Genomic DNA, 16877 nt, shown 5'->3' with positions numbered 1-16877 from the left:
GTGATGGGGTCGTCGCCAGCGGGGGGGCGGGCAGGGGCGGGGGGCTTGCGGGGCGAGGGAGGGGGCGGCTAATAATCCCTGCACCGTCGTTGTGCTGCCATGTCGATGAACATCTCTGGAATCCGTCGTTCCTGGATGCTCGGCCTTGTCGCTGGGGCTTTGGCGGGCGCGTGCGCGGGCCCGGCCTCCGCGCAGGAGGCGCAAGGCCGTGCGTCGGAGGATGGCAGCGGCTTGCGGTTCAGCGGATTCGGCACGCTGGGGGCCAGCCGGGTCCACGCGCCGGCTGGCTGGGGTTTCCGGCGCGACCTGACGCAGTCGGCCAGTGACGCCCGGTGGCGCGCCGACGTGGACAGCCGGCTGGGCGTCCAGGCCAATTACGCGCTGAGCGAGCGGTGGGAGCTGGTCGGCCAGGTCATCGCCCGCAAGCGCGGCACCTACGCGCACGACAGTGACGCGGTGGAATGGGCGTATGCCGGCTACCGGCTGAACGCCGACTGGACGCTGCGGGCTGGTCGCGTCAACGTCGACAGCTTCCTCATGGCCGACTACCGCAATGTGGGCTATGGCTTCCCGACGGCGCGGCCGCCGGTCGACCTTTATGGCGTGTTGCCGACGACGCTGGACGGCATGGACGTGACGCGCAGCTGGATCCACGCGGACGTGCAATGGCGGGCCAAGATCGCAACCGGGCGGGCCAGCATCGGTGATGTCGACAGTGCCCCGCAGGGCGATGTGCATAGACTCTTCGCCGTCATGGCGTCCCGGGAGGAAGGGGGGCTGTTGCTGCGTGCGAGTTATGCGCACATGCGCATCGACATGAATCCCCCGGTGGAGGCGATGAATGGCTTGTTGCAGCTGGCGAGCCTGCCGGTACCTGCGGCGGCTGCGCAGGCCAGCCTGCTGTTCCGGCGAGCGGGGGCGCGCAGCCACTGGGGCACGTTCACCGGGTTTGGCTTACGCCATGAGCTGGCGGACTGGCAGTGGAGCGCGGAGTGGGTCCGCATGGCAGCAGAGCCGCTCATCCGCCAGACCTCTGCCTACGTCGTTGTCGGGCGCCGATGGGGCGACTGGACGCCTTTTGTCGGCTACGGCCGCACCCATGATGCGATGCCGGCGTTGGTGGTGCCGGACTGGCAAACCACCCTCGCACCGGTGCTGGGCCCTGCCGGAGCGGCGCAGGCTCAGGAGCTGGGGGCGGCCGCAACGGCGGCGGTGAATGCGGCGCGTGCGTTGCAGTCGACCCGGCTGATCGGTGTGCGCTGGGACGTCCATCCGCAGGCGGCGCTGAAGCTGCAGTGGGAGCACGTCGACATCCGGCCCATCGGATCGAGCCTGTGGAGTCGCGCCAATGGGGCGGCCGGGCGGGCGCACGTGGTGACGGCCGTCGTGGACTTCATCTTCTGACGGCCATGCGCTGGTGTGTCTTGCTCATCGCGATGCTGCTGGTGCCCGCGTCGGCCGCGCGCGCCGACTTCTACATCGTCGTGCACGCCAGCAACCCGCAGCGTGCGCTGACGCAGAAAGCGGCGGTGGACCTGTTCATGGGGCGCAACCGCGCGTTCGCGAATGGAGACCTGGCGTTGATCTTCGACCTCCCGCGCGACCATCCGCGCCGCGCCGCTTTCTACGAGGCCCTGACCGGCATGAGCGTGGCCCAGGTGAACAGCTACTGGTCGCGCCTGATGTTCTCGGGGCAGAGTGCGCCACCCCAGGCGCTGCCGGACGAGGCCGCCATGCTCACGATCCTGCGGCGCAACCCCAGCGCGCTGGGCTGGTTGAGCCGCGAGCCGGCCGAGCCCGGGCTGCGCACGGTGCTGGTGCTCAAGGAAGCGGCCGACAAATGACGCCCTCCACCGCGCCCAGGGTGCGGGGCGTCCACAGCCTGCAGATCCGGTTCATGCTGCTGGTGGTCGCCAGCGCCACGCTGCTGGCGCTGGCGGCGGCGACCATCGCGTATCAGCTCGGCCAGGCCCGTGCGCTGGCCAACAGCCGCAGCAGCGTGGAGGCGCTGGCCGCCGCCGTCGAGAAGACGGTGTCCATCGGCGTCTACGCCGAAGACGAGGTGCTGCTGCATGAGGTGACGAGCGGGCTGGCCAGCAACGAACTGGTGGACGTGGTGGAAGTGTTGTCGGCCGACGGCCGGGCGATTGCCAAGGGCCTGCGCCAGGGCGCCCGCGAGGACACCGGTGCCACCTTGCTGACGCGGCCGGTGGTGTCGCCGTTCGACGCGCGTGAGGTGGTGGGGCAGCTGCGCATCCGCCTCAATGACGCCAAGGTGCGGGCCGATGCCAACCAGGAGGCCTACACGCTGGCCGCGGCCATGGCGGGGCAGGCGGCGCTGCTGGCGCTGGTGCTGTATCTGCTGGCGGCGCGCATGGTGTCGGGGCCCATCGTGCGGCTGGCCGACGCCTTGCGGCGCATGAAGCCCGGCGCCGCGGAGCGGCTGCAAACCCCGCCCCGCCATGTGGCCGACGAGATCGGCGTGCTGATCTCGGGCGCGAATGCGCTGCTGGAGGCCAATGAAACGGCGCTGCGCAACGAGCGCCGCCTGCGTGCGGAAGTCGAGGCGATGGAGGCGCGCTACCGGCAGATTTTCGACGCCAGCAGTGCCGGCATCTTCGTGCTCGACGGCATCGGCCGCCTCATCAACGGCAACCCGACGATGTCGCGCGTGGTGGGCGTGCCGATGGCAGCGCTACGCGAGCTGGGTGAGCAGGATTTCGTCGCCGCCGTGTTCAACCGGCCCGAGCTCGTGCGCCAGATGATGGCCGACGCTGCGGCGCGCGGAGAAACGGTGTCGGCCGACCTCGAGCTGGTGCCGCTGGGCGAAGCGCGGCGATGGGTGCATTGCCTGATCTCGGTGCCGCGCGATGGTGGGAATACGGTGGAGGGCGTCATCTACGACATCACCGAGCGCAAGAGCGACGAGAACGCCGTGCGCCATCGCGCCGAGCATGATGGGCTGACGTCGCTGAAGAACCGGGACGCTGGCCTGGCCGTGCTGGCGCGCTTCGTGGCCGATGCCCGCACCCGCCGGGCCGTGCTGACCGTGGCCTGCATCGACCTCGACGGTTTCAAGCAGATCAACGACACCCATGGCCATGCGGCCGGGGACGCCGTGCTGGTGGCCTGCGCAGAGCGCATGCGTGCGGCGGTGCGGCGCGCCTCCGATCTCGTCGCGCGGCTGGGCGGCGACGAATTCCTGGTCGCGCTGCGCGACGTGGGGCCGGGCGACGGCGTGCTGTCGCAGGTCATGCAGGCCTTGCTGGAGGGGCTGGCCCAACCCGTGCGTCTGGCCAGCGGCGTGGAGGTGCGCGTGGGTGTCAGCATCGGCGTGGCCTGTGCGCCGCTGCACGGCAGCGACCCGCTGCAGCTCATGCACGCGGCCGACGAGGCGCTGTATCACGTCAAGCGCAACGGGAAATTGGCTTTTGCGCTAGCGTTGCCGGCTTTGGCCTCTTCAACGCCGGCATGAACGACACGACGACTGACTACACCCCGCCCCAGGTCTGGGCCTGGAACCCGAGCAACGGCGGCCAGTTCGCCAACATCAACCGCCCGGTGGCGGGGCCCACGCACGACAAGCCGCTGCCCATCGGGCGCCATCCGCTGCAGCTGTACTCGCTGGGCACGCCCAACGGCGTGAAGGTGACGGTGATGCTGGAGGAACTGCTGGCGCTGGGCCACGTGGGCGCCGAGTACGACGCCTGGCTGATCCGCATCAACCAGGGCGACCAGTTCGGTAGCGGCTTCGTCGAGGTCAACCCCAACTCCAAGATCCCGGCGCTGGTGGACCGAAGCGCGGCCGAGCCCGTGCGCGTGTTCGAGTCCGGCGCCATCCTGGTCTACCTGGCCGAGAAGTTCGGCGGGGCTTTCCTGCCGGCCGACGGCGCCCGGCGCGCCGAGACGCTGAGCTGGCTGTTCTGGCAGATGGGCAGCGCGCCGTTCCTGGGCGGGGGCTTCGGGCATTTCTACGCCTACGCGCCGACGAAGCAGGCTTACCCGATCGACCGTTACGCGATGGAGGTCAAGCGCCAGCTCGACGTGCTGAACCGGCTGCTGGCCGAGCGGCGCTATCTGGCGGGTGACGAGTACACGGTGGCCGACATCGCCACCTGGCCGTGGTACGGCGCACTCGTGAAGGGGCAGCTCTACGGCGCGGGCGAGTTCCTGTCGGTGCACGAGTACGCGAACGTCATCCGCTGGGCCGACGAGATCGCGCAGCGCCCGGCGGTGCAGCGGGGCCGCAAGGTCAACCGCGTGTTCGGCGAGCCGTCGACGCAACTGCATGAGCGCCACGATGCCAGCGACTTCGACACCCGCACGCAGGACAAGCTCTCGCCCGCGCCATGATCACGCTGTACGACTGCGCCACCGCGCCGAGCCCGCGCCGGGCCCGCATCCTGCTGGCCGAGAAGCGCGTGCCGCACGAGACGGTGCAGGTGGACCTGCGCAGTGGCGAGCAGCTGGGCGAGGCCTTTCGCCGCGTCAACCCGCAATGCACGGTGCCCGCGCTGGTGACGGAGGAAGGGCCGGTGCTGACCGACAACGCCGCCATCGCCGCCTATGTGGAGGCGCGGTTCCCGCAGCCGCCGCTGCTGGGGCGAACGCCGCTGGAGAAGGCCGACATAGCGGGCTGGCAGGCCCGCATCGAGTGGGAGGGGCTGCTCGCCATCGCCGAGGCGTTTCGCAACAGCAGCCCCGCCATGGCCGGCCGCGCGCTGACCGGCCCGGTGGGCTATGAGCAGATCCCCGAGCTGGCCCGGCGTGGCCTGGCGCGGGTGCAGCGCTTTTTCGTGATGCTGGACGAGCATCTGAGCGGACGCGACTTCATCGCCGCCGGGCAGTTCAGCCTCGCCGACATCACGGCCGTCGTGGCGGTGGACTTCGCGCGGGTCGTGAAAGTCAGGCCGGGCGACGAGCATCCGCACCTGCGCCGCTGGCGCGAGGCCATGCAGGCGCGGGGCACGATGGATTGAGGCCCGCGCCCGACCCGTTGGCCCTCGGTGTTGCTAAAAGATCCGGTTTGGCGCGACAGCCGATGACACAGCAGGCCAAGCTCAACACCGCCACGTGAGTCTCGACGGCGCGCTCGAACCGGATGCGCAGCTTGCGTTGAACCCCGGTCAGCAGGCGCTCCAATTCCCGGCCATTTTCGCCGCCAGCACCGGTTGGCTGGACGGTGTTGTCCGCAGCGGCGTCCGCTGGGGGTTCACAGTGGCCAGGTTGGCAGCTTGAGTTCCCGCGGCGGCTTCAATGGTGAATACAGCCACAGAGGTCACCAGCTGTTCGGCCTGGCGCCGCAGGCTTTCAGCAGCCGCTGCGCTTTCTTCGACCAGCGCAGCGTTCTGCTGCGTCACTTGATCCATCTGGGAGACAGCATCCCCCACCTGACCAACACCGGTACTTTGCTCTCTGCTCGCCACACTGATTTCGTCAACGATGCTGCTCACGCGTGAGATGGCTCCGACAACTTCTTGCATGGTGGCGCCTGCCTGATCGACCAGCGCTGATCCACGTTCCACCTTCTCCACGCTGGCGGCAATCAGCCCCTTGATTTCCTTGGCCGCTGTGGCGCTTCGCTGCGCCAACGTGCGCACCTCGCTCGCTACAACAGCGAAGCCACGCCCCGCTTCGCCTGCACGTGCGGCTTCCACTGCCGCATTCAAGGCCAGGATGTTCGTCTGAAAGGCAATGCTGTCGATCGTGCCGATGATGTCCACGATCTTCTTGGAGCCGTCGTCGATTTCCCGCATTGTTGTGATTACGTTGCCGACGACATCACCCCCTCGGGCTGCCACTTCGGTCGCGGTCTTGGCCAACGTATTGGCCTGCCCGGCATGGTCAGCGTTGTTCCGCACCGTGGTGCCCAACTCTTCCATCGTTGCCGCTGTCTGTTGCAGCGCGCTCGCTTGCTCTTCGGTGCGTTGACTCAAGTCTGCGTTGCCGGCTGCGATTTGCGCCGAGCCGGTTGCGATGGACTCGGACGCACCCCGGACTTGGTGGACGATCTCTGCCAAATTGCGACGCATGGTTTCCAGTGATGCGAGCACGCTGCCCTCGGGCGCCCGTTCGTTGTATTCCACAGGCAGCAGGTCCCCGTCGGCTACCCGACGGGCCGCAGCGCTCAAGGCGGCCGGTTCGGCGCCAAGCGCGCGGGTCAGGCTTCGAACGATGAGTGCTCCGCTGACGATTGCGACGCCGAATGCGAGCGCCGTGATGACCAGAAACACATTCATCTCGCGGGCCACCCGAGCCTCGGAAGCATGAATCAGCTGCTCGGCACGGTTGGCGGTGTAGTTGGAATAGGCGTTGGTTGCATCCACCAACTCGGCCAGGAGCGGGCGGCATTGTTCAATCATCTTCTGGTTGGCCTCATCGCGCTTGTGCTCGAGCGCGAGGTTGACGATGCCCAGAGCCACCGGCGCATACCGCCGCTCCACGTCGGCAATGGCGGCGATGAGTTCCCTGGCCTTGTCGGAAACGCCGTCCGCACGCGACATCTCCTGCAGCTTCTTCAGTTGCTCGGTCGTCGTGGCATGTGCTTGCTCGACCTTGGCGCGCTCAGCTTGCAAGTCCTCAGGCCGGATGACCAAAACAAGGTTGCGTGCCGCAATAGCCCTTGCATCGACCGCCTGGCGAACAGCGTTGGCAACGTTTGCCCGCGCGTTGATGCCTTGGACGAAGTCCTCGAACGCGGTGCTCTCGACGTTCAATGCTCGCCAAGCAAGCATGGCGACAAGCAGTAGCAGAGCTGCCAGCACGCCGAATGCCATCGACAGTTTGGCTCGGATAGTCAAGGAGGAGAACTTCATGGGAGGCCTTTTCGGTTGCCGAGAACGACATTCGTCCAGTGCCAGCAGGTTAACTCAGCACGGATAAATTTGATGCATTTGATAAAAACAAAATGCAAACAACTGCACGCTATGCCTCAGGTGGCAAGAGGCTCGCGCCAGCAATGGCCGCGAGAAGCCAACAATGATCGAGCGTCGAAGTCGGACGGCGACGTGGTGGCGCGTCCGTGACCAACCGACATGGCGTTCACGGCCAATGCACGGGCTCACGCTGCCGCAGGCACCTCCAGCGAGGGGGCATCCAAAGCCGCATTGCACGCCGACGCGTCGAATGCAATGACTAGCTGGGGCGTCACCGCTGGGTGGTGACGCGCACGCTTGCGTGGCTGGCGGCCTTCGGCAAGCTGCGCATCCGGTTCGACGCGCCGCCTGGACCCATGTGCGCTGTTGAGCTTGGCGCGCCGTGCCATCTGTTGTCGCGCCTTGCCCGAATTTTGCTGGCAGCACTCAGTGCGCCGGCTGGGTCTCGAGGTGTTGGCGCAGGCGGCTGACCTGGCTCTCGGACACCGGCGCGGCCTGGTTGCCCCAGCCCTGGCGCACGAAGCTGGCCAGGGCCGCCACTTCGCGGTCGTCCAGCCGCTGGGCGAAGCCGGGCATGACCAGCACCGAAGGCGCCTTGTCGGTGGAGGGCGTGCTCGCCCCGGCGAGGATGACGTGCAGCAGGCCGCTGGGGCTGTCCGCATTGACGACGGTGGCGCCGTCCAGGCGCGGGAACACGCGTGTCGCGCCCTGGCCGGTCACGAAGTGGCAGGCCGCACAGTTGTCCAGGTACAGGCGCTCGCCCAGCGTCAGGTCCACGGCGGCGGTGAGCTTGCGCTGGGTCTCGGTGGCACCTTGCGGCTTGACGGCGGCGCTGCGTTCGGCCACCGGGCTCAGTGTCTTGAGGTAGGCCGCCATGGCGCGCAGGTCGTCTTCGGCGAGGTGGGCCGTGCTGTGCTCCACCACCTGTGCCATCTCGCCCGCGACGGCGGCGCTGCGGTTGCGGCCGGTCTGCAAGTAGTCGACGATGTCTTTTTCGGTCCAGTGCGGCAGTCCGCGCAGCGACGGCACTTCCCAGCCGCCCAGCTCGCCGCCGGACAGGAAGCTCGCCTGGTCGGAACGGTCGGCCTTCTCGTTCATCGCAAAGCCTCGCGGCGTGTGGCAGCTGCCGCAGTGCCCCAGGCCTTCGACGAGGTAGGCGCCGCGCGTGACCTGCTGGTTCCAGCCGGCTTGTGCGCGGAAGGGTTGGTCCGACGTGAAGAACCAGTTCCACAGCCCCATGGCCCAGCGCTGGCTGAACGGGAAGCTCAGGTCGGTGGCGGGCGGCGTGACTGCCGCCGGCTTCACGCCCTTCATGAAGAACACGTAGAGCGCGTGGACGTCTTCGTCCGAGACCTTGGCGTAGCTCGGGTAGGGCATGGCCGGGTAGAGGTGCTGGCCGTCGGCCCGCATGCCGTGACGCAGCGCGTCGGCGAACTGCGCCTCGGTGTAGCGGCCGATGCCATGCGCCGGGTCGGGTGTGATGTTCGTGGAGTAGATCAGCCCGTGGCCGCTGTCGATGGGCAGGCCGCCGGCGAAGGCGGGCTTGCCGGGCGCACTGTGGCAGGCGATGCAGTCGCCCGCGCGGGCGAGGTATTCGCCGCGCTGGATGAGGGCTGCATCGGTGGGGGCAGCGGCGGCGGTACCGGCGCTGGCGTTTTCAGCGGCAGTCGAAGAGCGCCAGGCGCCGGCGGCCAGCAGGCCCAGCACGGTGGCGGCGAATGCGAGCTTCAGCGGGGCCGAGACGCGGGGGAACTTGAGGGACTTCTGCGTGTTCATCGTGCTCGCCTCCCGCTCATGCCTGCACCAGCGGGCCGGGATTCTTGAGGTACTGGTCCTTGATGGCCTTGGCCGCCATCAGCGTGATGGCGCCGATGGTGGCGGTGGGGTTGGCTTGGAAGTTCTGCGGGAAGGCATTGCCGCCGGGCACGAAGACGTTGTGCACGTCCCAGGACTGCAGGTATTTGTTGAGCGCCGAGTCGCGCGGTGACGTGCCCATGATGGCGCCGCCCACGTTGTGCGTGGACACGTACTTGGTGATGTCCCAGTGCGAGTCCAGCGCGAGGAAGTTCTCGTTGATGGCGTCCGGGCCCAGCTCCTTGGCGATCTTCAGCACGATGTCGCGCAGATAGCGCTGCAGCTTCAGTTCGTTCTGGCGCCAGTCGAAGGTCATGCGCAGCAGCGGCGCGCCCCAGGGGTCTTTGTAGGTCGGGTCCAGGTCCAGGAAGTGGCCGCGGTAGGACATGCAGGTGGTGGTGATGCCCACCGTCATGGAGCGGCCATACCAGTCGACCATGCCTTCCTTCCAGCCCTTGCCCCACTGCGGCGTGCCCTTGGGCAGCGCGGCGCCGATGGGCGCGCCGGTGGACTGCGAGCTGTGGATCTTGGCGCCGCCGATGAAGCCGAGCTTGATGCCGTCGTCGAAGTTGCCGGGCGAGATGTCGTTGAACATTTCGCCGGTGGCGCCGGCGGTGGCGAACGGGTTGAAGTGCTTGTCCTTGAAGAACAGCGTGGCGCTGCCGTTACTCAGGAAGGCGTAGTTGCGGCCGATGGTGCCGGTCTCGGTGACGGGGTCGTAGGGCTTGCCGATGCCCGACAGCAGCATCAGCCGCACGTTGGCGAACTGGAAGCTCGCCAGGATGACGATCTTGGCCGGCTGGAAGACGGTGTTGCCGGCTTCGTCAACATAGGTCACACCCTTGGCGGTCTTCTTGTCGGCGTGCAGCTCGACGCGGATGACGTTGGCGTTGACCTTGTAGTCGAAGTTGGGCATGCGCTTGACCACGTCGAGGATGGTGGTCTGGGGCGATGCCTTGGAGTAGTTCAGGCAGGGGTATTTGCTGCAGTAGCCGCAGTAGTTGCACGGCGCCAGCTGCGCGCCGTAGGGGTTGGTCCAGGCCTGCGACACATTGGCCGACGGGTTGGGGAAGGGGTGGTAGCCCAGCTTGCTGGCGGTCTGCGCGAACAGCGAGCTGTTCAGCGTGTCCTGCAGCGCGGGCAGCGGATAGGGGTTGGAGCGCGGCCCTTCGAACGGGTCGCCGCCGGGCTGGATCTGGCCCTTGAGGTTGCCGGTGTTGCCGGACAGCCCGCAGACCTTGTCGAAGAAGTCGAAGTGCGGCTCGATCTCGTCCCAGGTGAACGGGAAGTCCTTGATCCGCATCTCGGGGTCGAGCTTGCCGCGGCCATAGGCCTGGTCGGCATAGGTCTTGAGCTTGATGTCGGTCTGCGTCGGGCGGATGAGCACGCCCGTCCAGTGCAGGCCCGAGCCGCCCACGCCGGTGCCGGGGGCGAAGGCGCCCCATTTGCGCGTCGGCAGCGCGGTTTCGCCGGCGTTGTAGCGCACGGTCAGCGCCGCGTCCTTGGGCGTGGCGAAGACCTTGTTGCGGATCGCGTGGGCGTATTGGTCGGCCGGCTTGGGGTAGGCGAAGTCGGACGGCGGGCGCTCCGGGCCGCGTTCCAGCGCGCGGACTTTCAGGCCGGCCTGCGCCAGTTCGATGGCCATGAGGGAGCCGGCCCAGCCGAGGCCGACGATGACGACATCGACGTCGTCGTTGGTGAGGTTTTTTGCCATGGGGTGTTGGGTGCGGGGCGCCACGAGGGCGCCGGCAGGAGGCTCACGTCGGCCCGCGGTGGCGGGGGGCGCTGTCGCCGGTCAGTCAGGAAAGCCGAAGCTGGCGGGCGCCGCGCCGCGTGCGGCGGTGTGGCGCGTCGTGCTTCAGGCGCGGCGGCCGCTCAGGCTCACGGGGCCCAGTGGGTAGGGGCGGTTGTGCTGGTCCACCCACTCCGTGTAGGCGCCGCGGGCGCCGGGGAAGCCGATCGCCACCCAGGCTTTCATGTCCTTGTTGCCGCCGTACATGGGGTCGGCCAGATAGCCGTTCTTGGCGTCGTCCAGCAGCTGCCCGAAGAACTGCGAGGCCTTGAGCACCGGCTCGCCGAGCGCGGCGAAGTCGGCGCCGTTCTTCTGCAGCGCCGTCAGCAGCGCGTCGCGCTGGGCGGGCTCCAGGGCCTCGAAGCGCCGCCCCTCGTGCTGGGCCTGGCTGTAGCGCTGTGCCAGGGCGATGCCGCGCCGGTAGACGTCCTGCGGGCTGTAGGGCAGCTGGAAGCCCAGCGTGGCCGGAGCATCCGGCTGGTGGGGCGCGGCCAGGTAGATGTCGCTGCCCAGGCCGTTGTGCAGTTGCTGGTCGATGAAGACCGGCACATGGGTCTCCAGCGCGCCGGGGCCACGCCCTTCGGCCGGGATGAGGCGGTCACAGGCGGCGAGCACGAAGCGCCATTCCTCGGGCGTGAAGAACACCGGCTGGTAGGACTGGAGATCGATGCCTTCCAGCCCTGGGGCCCGGCGCGGCTGCAAGGGCAGCGCAACGACCGGCACGGCAACGGCAGACGCGAGCAGCAGCGCGCGACGGGAAGGGGAGGGGTTGTCTGACATCGGCACTCCTGGCGTCAGCGGGGCGTTGCGGCCCGTGCTCTACGCGTAACTACTAAGAAATACGATGTCATACATCCTATGCCGCAGGCCGGCCAGGCGTGTCGCCTCGCTGCGAATAACCGCGCTGGCGTTGTGGTTTGTTAGCAGTTGTTTCGGGGGCGAGAAGGCGCGCCTCCGGGCAAGCGCCTGCCCCGGCTCACCGGGGGCACTCGCGTGCGGGCCGAACGGCGCCGCTCAACCCAACCGGCGATCGCTGGGCCGGGCGAGGTAGAACCATTCCGTGCCGGGCTGCGACTTCACGTTCGGGAACACGATGCGGCCCTCGCTGGGCGCCAGCACGGCCTCGCCGCTGGCCCGCGTGCCGATCGCCTGGCCCTGCTCGATGGCATCGAAGCTGGCCCATTCGCGCGCGAAGCGGTCGCCCATGTCTTCGCGGTCGATGACGTCGTAGAGCTGCAGCAGCTCCGGCGGCTGCGCCGGCCGGTGCGGCTCGACGGCGCTCTCCTCCAGCATGCCGAGAAACACCAGCGCGCGCAGGATGGCCAGCCGGGCCACCTCGGGGCCGTTGGGGTCCAGATGCTGGCCGCACTCCAGCGTGATCGCCCAGCCGCCGGTGGAGCGCATGTATTCGGTGGTGCCCACGCCGTAATGCGGGTCGGAGATCAGCGAGGCCCGGCGCGAGCCGTCGTGGGCCCGCTGCTGGCGGCGCTGCAGGCCCAGCGCATAGGTGGACAGCCAGCCCTCCACGATGCGGCCGACGCCCAGCCGCGCGGCCAGCGCGGACTCCGTCGCCTCCTGCGAGAACGGCTCCAGCTCGCCGCTGTTGTTGCGCGGCCCGATCATCGCGAAGGCCGGGCCGTTGCCCTGGAAGCTGTGCAGGTCCAGGATGCCGTCGTGCTGGGCAATCAGCGGGCACAGCACGCGCGCGATGCGGTCCTCGAAGTCCTGCGCAATGATGGGCGGGCGCAGGTTGCGGTTCAGGTTGCGGTCGCCCTCGCGGCGGTCGAGCTGGTGGGCCAGCGGGTTGACGATGGGCACCAGCGTCAAGGTGCCGCGCAGCAGCGTGAGTTCGCCGGCATCCAGCTGCCGAATGATCTCGGCCATCGCACGGGTGCCGTGGATCTCGTTGCCATGCACCGCGCCGGTCACGAGGAAGCGCGGCCCCGGCTGCAGGCCGGCAAATTGATGGATGCGGAGGTGGGTCGGTCGGGTCATGGCTGGAGCAGGTCGGAAGACAGCGCCTGATCGGCGGGAAAGACGCGGGGCGGCAGGTCACCGGCAGGCTGGCCCGCACGGTAGCTGACCAGGCGGTAGAGCGTGGCAAACGCGAAGTCCGGCGGCGCCTCGCCCGCGCCGAGCACCAGCTCGCCGCCCCGGCGCACGGCATCGGCCAGGAAGGCGGGCAGGCGCAGGTGGTAGGGGTTGCGGGCAATCTCGCCGGTGTGCCGCTCCAGCGCCGCGATGAGGCGGGCGGTGTCGGCGATGTGGGTCTGCACCAGCGCGTTGGGCCGGGCTTGAGTCGACCAGAACTCGGTCAGCGCCAGCACGGTGTCCAGCCGCGTGGCGGCGATCGCCTGCACGACCAGCTGGTGCACGCCGCGGTGGCTGGGGTTGTCGTCCAGCGCGTGCGGCGCGAGCACGAGGTCGGGGCGATGCGCTTCGAGGACGGCGGCGAGCGCCTGCACCTGCTCGGCGCGAATAGGCTCCGCGCGCACGTCGGACAGGCCGTGCTCGCCGACACGCTGGCACTCGAAACCCAGCACGGCGCAGGCGTCGAGCAGTTCGGCCCAGCGCGCCTCGCGGCGGGCGGCGTTGCTGCCCAGCGTCACCGCGACGTTGGTGACGCGCCAGCCGGCTTCCTGCTTCAGGCGCAGCGGCAGCGCACCGACGATGCATTCGTCGTCGGGATGGGGCGAAAACACCAGGCAGCGGCCGGGCCTGGATGCCGGCGCCGGGGCAGCCTGGCGGTCGGGCGGGTTGCCCAGCAGGGCGGCGAAGCGGGTCAGGTGCTCGCGCCAGCGCGCGAGATCGGTTTCCTCGGACATCCCGTCATGCTACCGGTCAGCGGTTTTCGCGGGCCATGTCGCCAGCAGCACGCCCGATAAGGCCAGGCCATAGGCCAGCGCCTGCTGGGGCGACAGCGTCTCGCCGAGCAGCAGCCCGACGAGCGCCGTGCTGATGGGCAGGAAGACCATGAACACGCCGGCCTTGGCAGCGGGCAGGTGGCGCAGCCCGGCCATCCACAGCCAGACGGTGAAGACGCTGGCGGTCGCGGCGTAGTAGGCCAGCAGGCCCCAGTCCTGCACGCGCGGGCCGCCGAAGTCGAAGCTCAGGCCCTGCCACAGCGCCAGAGGCGACACCAGCACCAGGCCCCACAGGTTGATCAGCGCGCTGATGCGCCGCGGCGTGAGCCCGGCCGTCAGCTGCTTGCCGATGACGACGTAGCTCGCCTCGCAGAACACGGCGGCGATGAGCAGCAGGGCGCCCAGCGGCGTCGTCTCGGCGCCGCCCTGGCGGCCACCGGCCACCAGCGCGATGCCGGCCACGGCGCAGGCGACGCCAGCCAGCGTGCGGCGGCCCGGCTGCTCGCGCAGCACCACCCAGCTCAGCAGGGCGACGGCCGCCGGGATGCCGGCCATGATGACGCCGGCCACCACCGCCGAACTCTGCCGCAGCCCGAACAGCATGCACAGCGAGAACAGGAAGTTGCCGAGAAAGGACTCCAGGAACAGCAGCACGCGGGAGCGCGCGTCCAGCGGCCCCTCGTCGGCGGGCTTCTTCAGCCAGGGCAGCATCAGCAGCGCCGCGAAGCCGAAGCGCAGGCCGGCCAGCAGGAACACCGGAAACGCCGCGACCAGCAGCTTGGACAGGCCGACATAGCTGCCGATCAGGCTGGTGCTGGCCGCGAGCAGCGCGTAGGCGCGCCAGGGAACGGGAGACATGCGGATGGCGAAGTGGTGCGGCGCCTCGCGCGGTGCCGGCGCGAGCGTGCCGGCGAGGCGGGCGCGGTCAGTCCAGGCTCAGCACGACGAACTGGGTGAACTGCTCGGGGTTGAAGTTGTTGTCGGACGCGAGCACCAGCGTGCGCTTGCCCTGGACGGTGGGCCCGAAGGTGATGCCTTCGATGTTGTCGACCGCCAGCGCGCTGCCGTCGTCATTCTTCAGCGTGGACAGGTCCAGCAGCAGGCGGCGCTTGGCGGGCACCCATTCGCGGCCCTTGATGGACGGCCAGCCGGCGACGTTGGTGGCGCCGCTGGTGTCGACAAGGTAGAGCCGGATGGTGTTGCCGGTGGGCTTGCCGGTGTGCGGGCCGAGGCCGGCCGTGGCAGCGCCGACGGCGTAGGAGCGCTCGATGGCGATGAATTCGTGGTCCGACAGGGCCAGCATGTCGGCCACGCCGTTGGTGGCGAAGTCGCCGTCCTTGGTCGGCGGGAAGGCGACGGGGCCGACCTCGTAGACGTATTCGGCGCCGGCCTTGCCGGTCTCCAGGTCGAAGGACAGCATGCGCGCGTGGCTGGTGCGGTCCACGGCGGTCGGCAGGTCGTCCTGGGCGAGAGCGTTCTCGGTGATGGTCCAGAGCGTGCGGCCGTCCGGGCTCAGCGCGATGCTCTCGAAGGCGAGGTTGTTGTAGACACCCATGTCGCCGGCCGCCAGCCCGCCCGCGCTGCCGCTGGGGGCGTAGTAGTCCGGCACGGGGAACTCGCCGGCGGGGCGGCCGTCGAGGTGCATGCGTCGCACGGTGGGCTTTTGCAGCGCGCCGTTCTTGCGCTGGCCTTCGTTGCTCCAGTAGATGAGCTGGCGCCGCGCGTCCAGGCGCAGGCTTTCCGGGTCCACTTGGTTGCGGGCGAAGGGGTGGCCGTCGAGGTCCTGGATGGTCGTCGACGCGATGAAGCGCACGCCTTCGTGGCCCGGCGCGGCGCTGCGGCGGAACTTGGACAGGTCCAGCGCCAGTTCGTAGAAGCGCGCCGGGGCGAGATCGCTGCGGTCGTCGCAGATGGCGAGGTAATGGCCCGTGGCGGGGTTGTAGTCCAGGCTGGAGAGGCCGCCGACCGGTAACTCCTGGAACGGCGTGCCGGTGGGGACGATCTGCTGACCGAGGTAGGTCAGCGTCTGGGCGCTGGCCGACAGGCCCAGCAACGAAAAGGCCGCTGCTGCGGCCAGGTGAGACAACGACTTCATCTTTTTCCTTGGCGCCGCTTGTCGCGTGCGCAGCGGGAGTCTATCTGCCCGCCGGCGCGGGGCGCTCAGGCGGCGCGGCGCAGCGCCCCGCGCAGCGTGTCGATGATGCGCTCGATGTGGCTGCTCTCGATGATGAGCGGCGGGGACAGCGCGATGGTGTCGCCCGTGGTGCGGATCAGCAGCCCCTTGTCCCAGCAGTCCAGGAAGATGTTGAACGCACGCTTGGCCGGCTGGCCGTCCAGCCCCTTGAGCTCGATGCCGCCCACCAGGCCGATGTTGCGGATGTCGATGACGTTGGGCTCGTCGCGCAGCGAATGCAGCGCCTTGGCGAACTCGTCCTGCATGCGCGAGGCGCGGGTCAGCAGGTCGCCGTCGGCGTAGGTGTCCAGCGTTGCCAGGCCGGCGGCGCAGGCCAGCGGGTGGGCCGAGTAGGTGTAGCCGTGGAAGAACTCGATGAGGTGCTCGGGCCCCGTCATGAAGGCGTCGTGGATCTTCTGCTGCGCGAACACCGCGCCCATCGGCACGCAGCCGTTGGTGATGCCCTTGGCCACGGTCATGAGGTCGGGCGTGACGCCGAAGGTCTGCGCGCCGAAGGGGTTGCCGGTGCGGCCGAAGCCGGTGATGACCTCGTCGAAGATCAGCAGGATGCCGTGCTTGTCGCAGATGTCGCGCAGCCGCTGCAGATAGCCGGCCGGCGGGATCAGCACGCCCGTGGAGCCGGCCACCGGTTCGACGATGACGGCCGCGATGGTCGACGCGTCGTGCAGCTGCACCAGGCGTTCCAGGTCGTCGGCGAACTCCGCGCCATGCTGCGGGACGCCCACCGAGAACGCGTTGCGCGCCGCGTCGTGCGTGTGGCGGATGTGGTCCACGCCCGCCAGCAGGCTGCCGAACATCTTGCGGTTGGCCACCATCCCGCCCACCGAGATGCCGCCGAAGTTCACACCGTGGTAGCCGCGCTCGCGGCCGATGAGGCGTGTGCGGCTGCCTTCGCCGCGCACGCGGTGGTAGGCGATGGCCATCTTCAGCGCCGTCTCGACGGACTCGGAGCCCGAGTTCGTGAAGAAGATGCGGTTCAGCCCGGCCGGTGTGATCTGCGCCAGCCGCTCGGCCAGCTCGAAGGCCTTGGGGTGGGCCATCTGGAAGGGCGGCGCGAAGTCCAGCTCGGCGGCCTGGGCCTGGATGGCCTGGACGATCCGGGGCCGGTTGTGGCCGGCGTTCACGCACCACAGGCCGGCGATGCCGTCGAGCACCTCGCGCCCCTTGTCGTCCCGGAAGAACATGCCGTCCGCACCGGTCAGCAGTCGCGGCGACTGCTTGAACTGCCGGTTGGCGGTGAAAGGCATCCAGTAGGCGTCAAGCTTGGAAACGTCAGCGCTCATGCAGGCTCCTGGCGA

14 protein-coding genes and 1 pseudogene are annotated in these 16877 nt (G+C 69.0%); 6 read left to right on the top strand and 9 right to left on the bottom strand.

Annotated features, from left to right (window positions below):
• Positions 1-105: 105 nt before the first annotated feature.
• From ACG00X_RS04355 to ACG00X_RS04335, 5 genes are read left to right on the top strand one after another with little or no spacing between them, the layout of a single operon-like run.
• A complete protein-coding gene (locus ACG00X_RS04355; protein WP_394486754.1) occupies positions 106-1404 on the top strand; it encodes a hypothetical protein in 1299 nt (432 codons plus the stop codon).
• Positions 1405-1409: 5 nt separating this feature from the next.
• Positions 1410-1844, top strand: coding sequence for a hypothetical protein (locus ACG00X_RS04350; protein ID WP_394486753.1), 435 nt, complete (start codon positions 1410-1412; stop codon positions 1842-1844).
• Positions 1841-3475 (top strand): diguanylate cyclase domain-containing protein, encoded by a 1635-nt coding sequence (locus tag ACG00X_RS04345; protein ID WP_394486752.1) that lies wholly within the window; start codon positions 1841-1843, stop codon positions 3473-3475. The genes ACG00X_RS04350 and ACG00X_RS04345 overlap by 4 nt, the downstream gene beginning before the upstream one ends.
• A complete protein-coding gene (gene yghU, locus ACG00X_RS04340; protein WP_394486751.1) occupies positions 3472-4353 on the top strand; it encodes a glutathione-dependent disulfide-bond oxidoreductase in 882 nt (293 codons plus the stop codon). The genes ACG00X_RS04345 and yghU overlap by 4 nt, the downstream gene beginning before the upstream one ends.
• Positions 4350-4979 carry a glutathione S-transferase family protein gene (locus tag ACG00X_RS04335; protein ID WP_394486749.1) on the top strand — a complete coding sequence of 210 codons (630 nt, stop codon included), beginning with the start codon at positions 4350-4352 and terminating at the stop codon, positions 4977-4979. The genes yghU and ACG00X_RS04335 overlap by 4 nt, the downstream gene beginning before the upstream one ends.
• A 147-nt stretch (positions 4980-5126) precedes the next feature.
• Here ACG00X_RS04335 and ACG00X_RS04330 read toward each other — a convergent pair whose 3' ends face one another.
• Positions 5127-6815, bottom strand: coding sequence for a methyl-accepting chemotaxis protein (locus tag ACG00X_RS04330; RefSeq protein ID WP_394486748.1), 1689 nt, complete (start codon positions 6813-6815; stop codon positions 5127-5129).
• 245 nt (positions 6816-7060) lie between these two features.
• Here ACG00X_RS04330 and ACG00X_RS04325 point away from each other — a divergent pair.
• Positions 7061-7292: pseudogene (locus ACG00X_RS04325) on the top strand (IS5/IS1182 family transposase); the annotation flags it as partial.
• Positions 7293-7301: 9 nt separating this feature from the next.
• Here the strand turns inward: ACG00X_RS04325 and ACG00X_RS04320 are convergent.
• The 8 genes from ACG00X_RS04320 to aptA form a co-directional block, all read right to left on the bottom strand.
• Positions 7302-8651 (bottom strand): c-type cytochrome, encoded by a 1350-nt coding sequence (locus ACG00X_RS04320; protein ID WP_394486746.1) that lies wholly within the window; start codon positions 8649-8651, stop codon positions 7302-7304.
• Positions 8652-8667: 16 nt separating this feature from the next.
• Positions 8668-10443 (bottom strand): GMC family oxidoreductase, encoded by a 1776-nt coding sequence (locus ACG00X_RS04315; RefSeq protein ID WP_394486745.1) that lies wholly within the window; start codon positions 10441-10443, stop codon positions 8668-8670.
• A 144-nt stretch (positions 10444-10587) separates the two neighbouring features.
• Positions 10588-11301, bottom strand: coding sequence for a gluconate 2-dehydrogenase subunit 3 family protein (locus ACG00X_RS04310; protein WP_394486744.1), 714 nt, complete (start codon positions 11299-11301; stop codon positions 10588-10590).
• A 234-nt stretch (positions 11302-11535) separates the two neighbouring features.
• Positions 11536-12516, bottom strand: coding sequence for a succinylglutamate desuccinylase/aspartoacylase family protein (locus tag ACG00X_RS04305; RefSeq protein ID WP_394486742.1), 981 nt, complete (start codon positions 12514-12516; stop codon positions 11536-11538).
• Positions 12513-13346: a PIG-L deacetylase family protein gene (locus ACG00X_RS04300; protein WP_394486741.1), complete on the bottom strand. Its 834-nt coding sequence runs from the start codon at positions 13344-13346 to the stop codon at positions 12513-12515. Before ACG00X_RS04300 ends, ACG00X_RS04305 begins: the two co-directional genes overlap by 4 nt.
• A 9-nt stretch (positions 13347-13355) precedes the next feature.
• Positions 13356-14243 carry a DMT family transporter gene (locus ACG00X_RS04295; protein ID WP_394486739.1) on the bottom strand — a complete coding sequence of 296 codons (888 nt, stop codon included), beginning with the start codon at positions 14241-14243 and terminating at the stop codon, positions 13356-13358.
• Between the two features lie 67 nt (positions 14244-14310).
• Entirely contained in the window at positions 14311-15480 is a 1170-nt protein-coding gene (locus ACG00X_RS04290; protein WP_394486738.1) for an esterase-like activity of phytase family protein, read from the bottom strand.
• Positions 15481-15545: 65 nt separating this feature from the next.
• Positions 15546-16862, bottom strand: coding sequence for an omega-aminotransferase AptA (gene aptA / locus ACG00X_RS04285; protein WP_394486737.1), 1317 nt, complete (start codon positions 16860-16862; stop codon positions 15546-15548).
• Positions 16863-16877 lie beyond the last annotated feature (15 nt).

Source organism: Pelomonas nitida (genome assembly GCF_043555975.1).
GTDB classification, from domain to species: Bacteria; Pseudomonadota; Gammaproteobacteria; order Burkholderiales; family Burkholderiaceae_C; genus Pelomonas; species Pelomonas nitida.
Note: the sequence above shows the minus strand (reverse complement) of the source record. Positions and strands in the feature narration are given on the sequence as shown.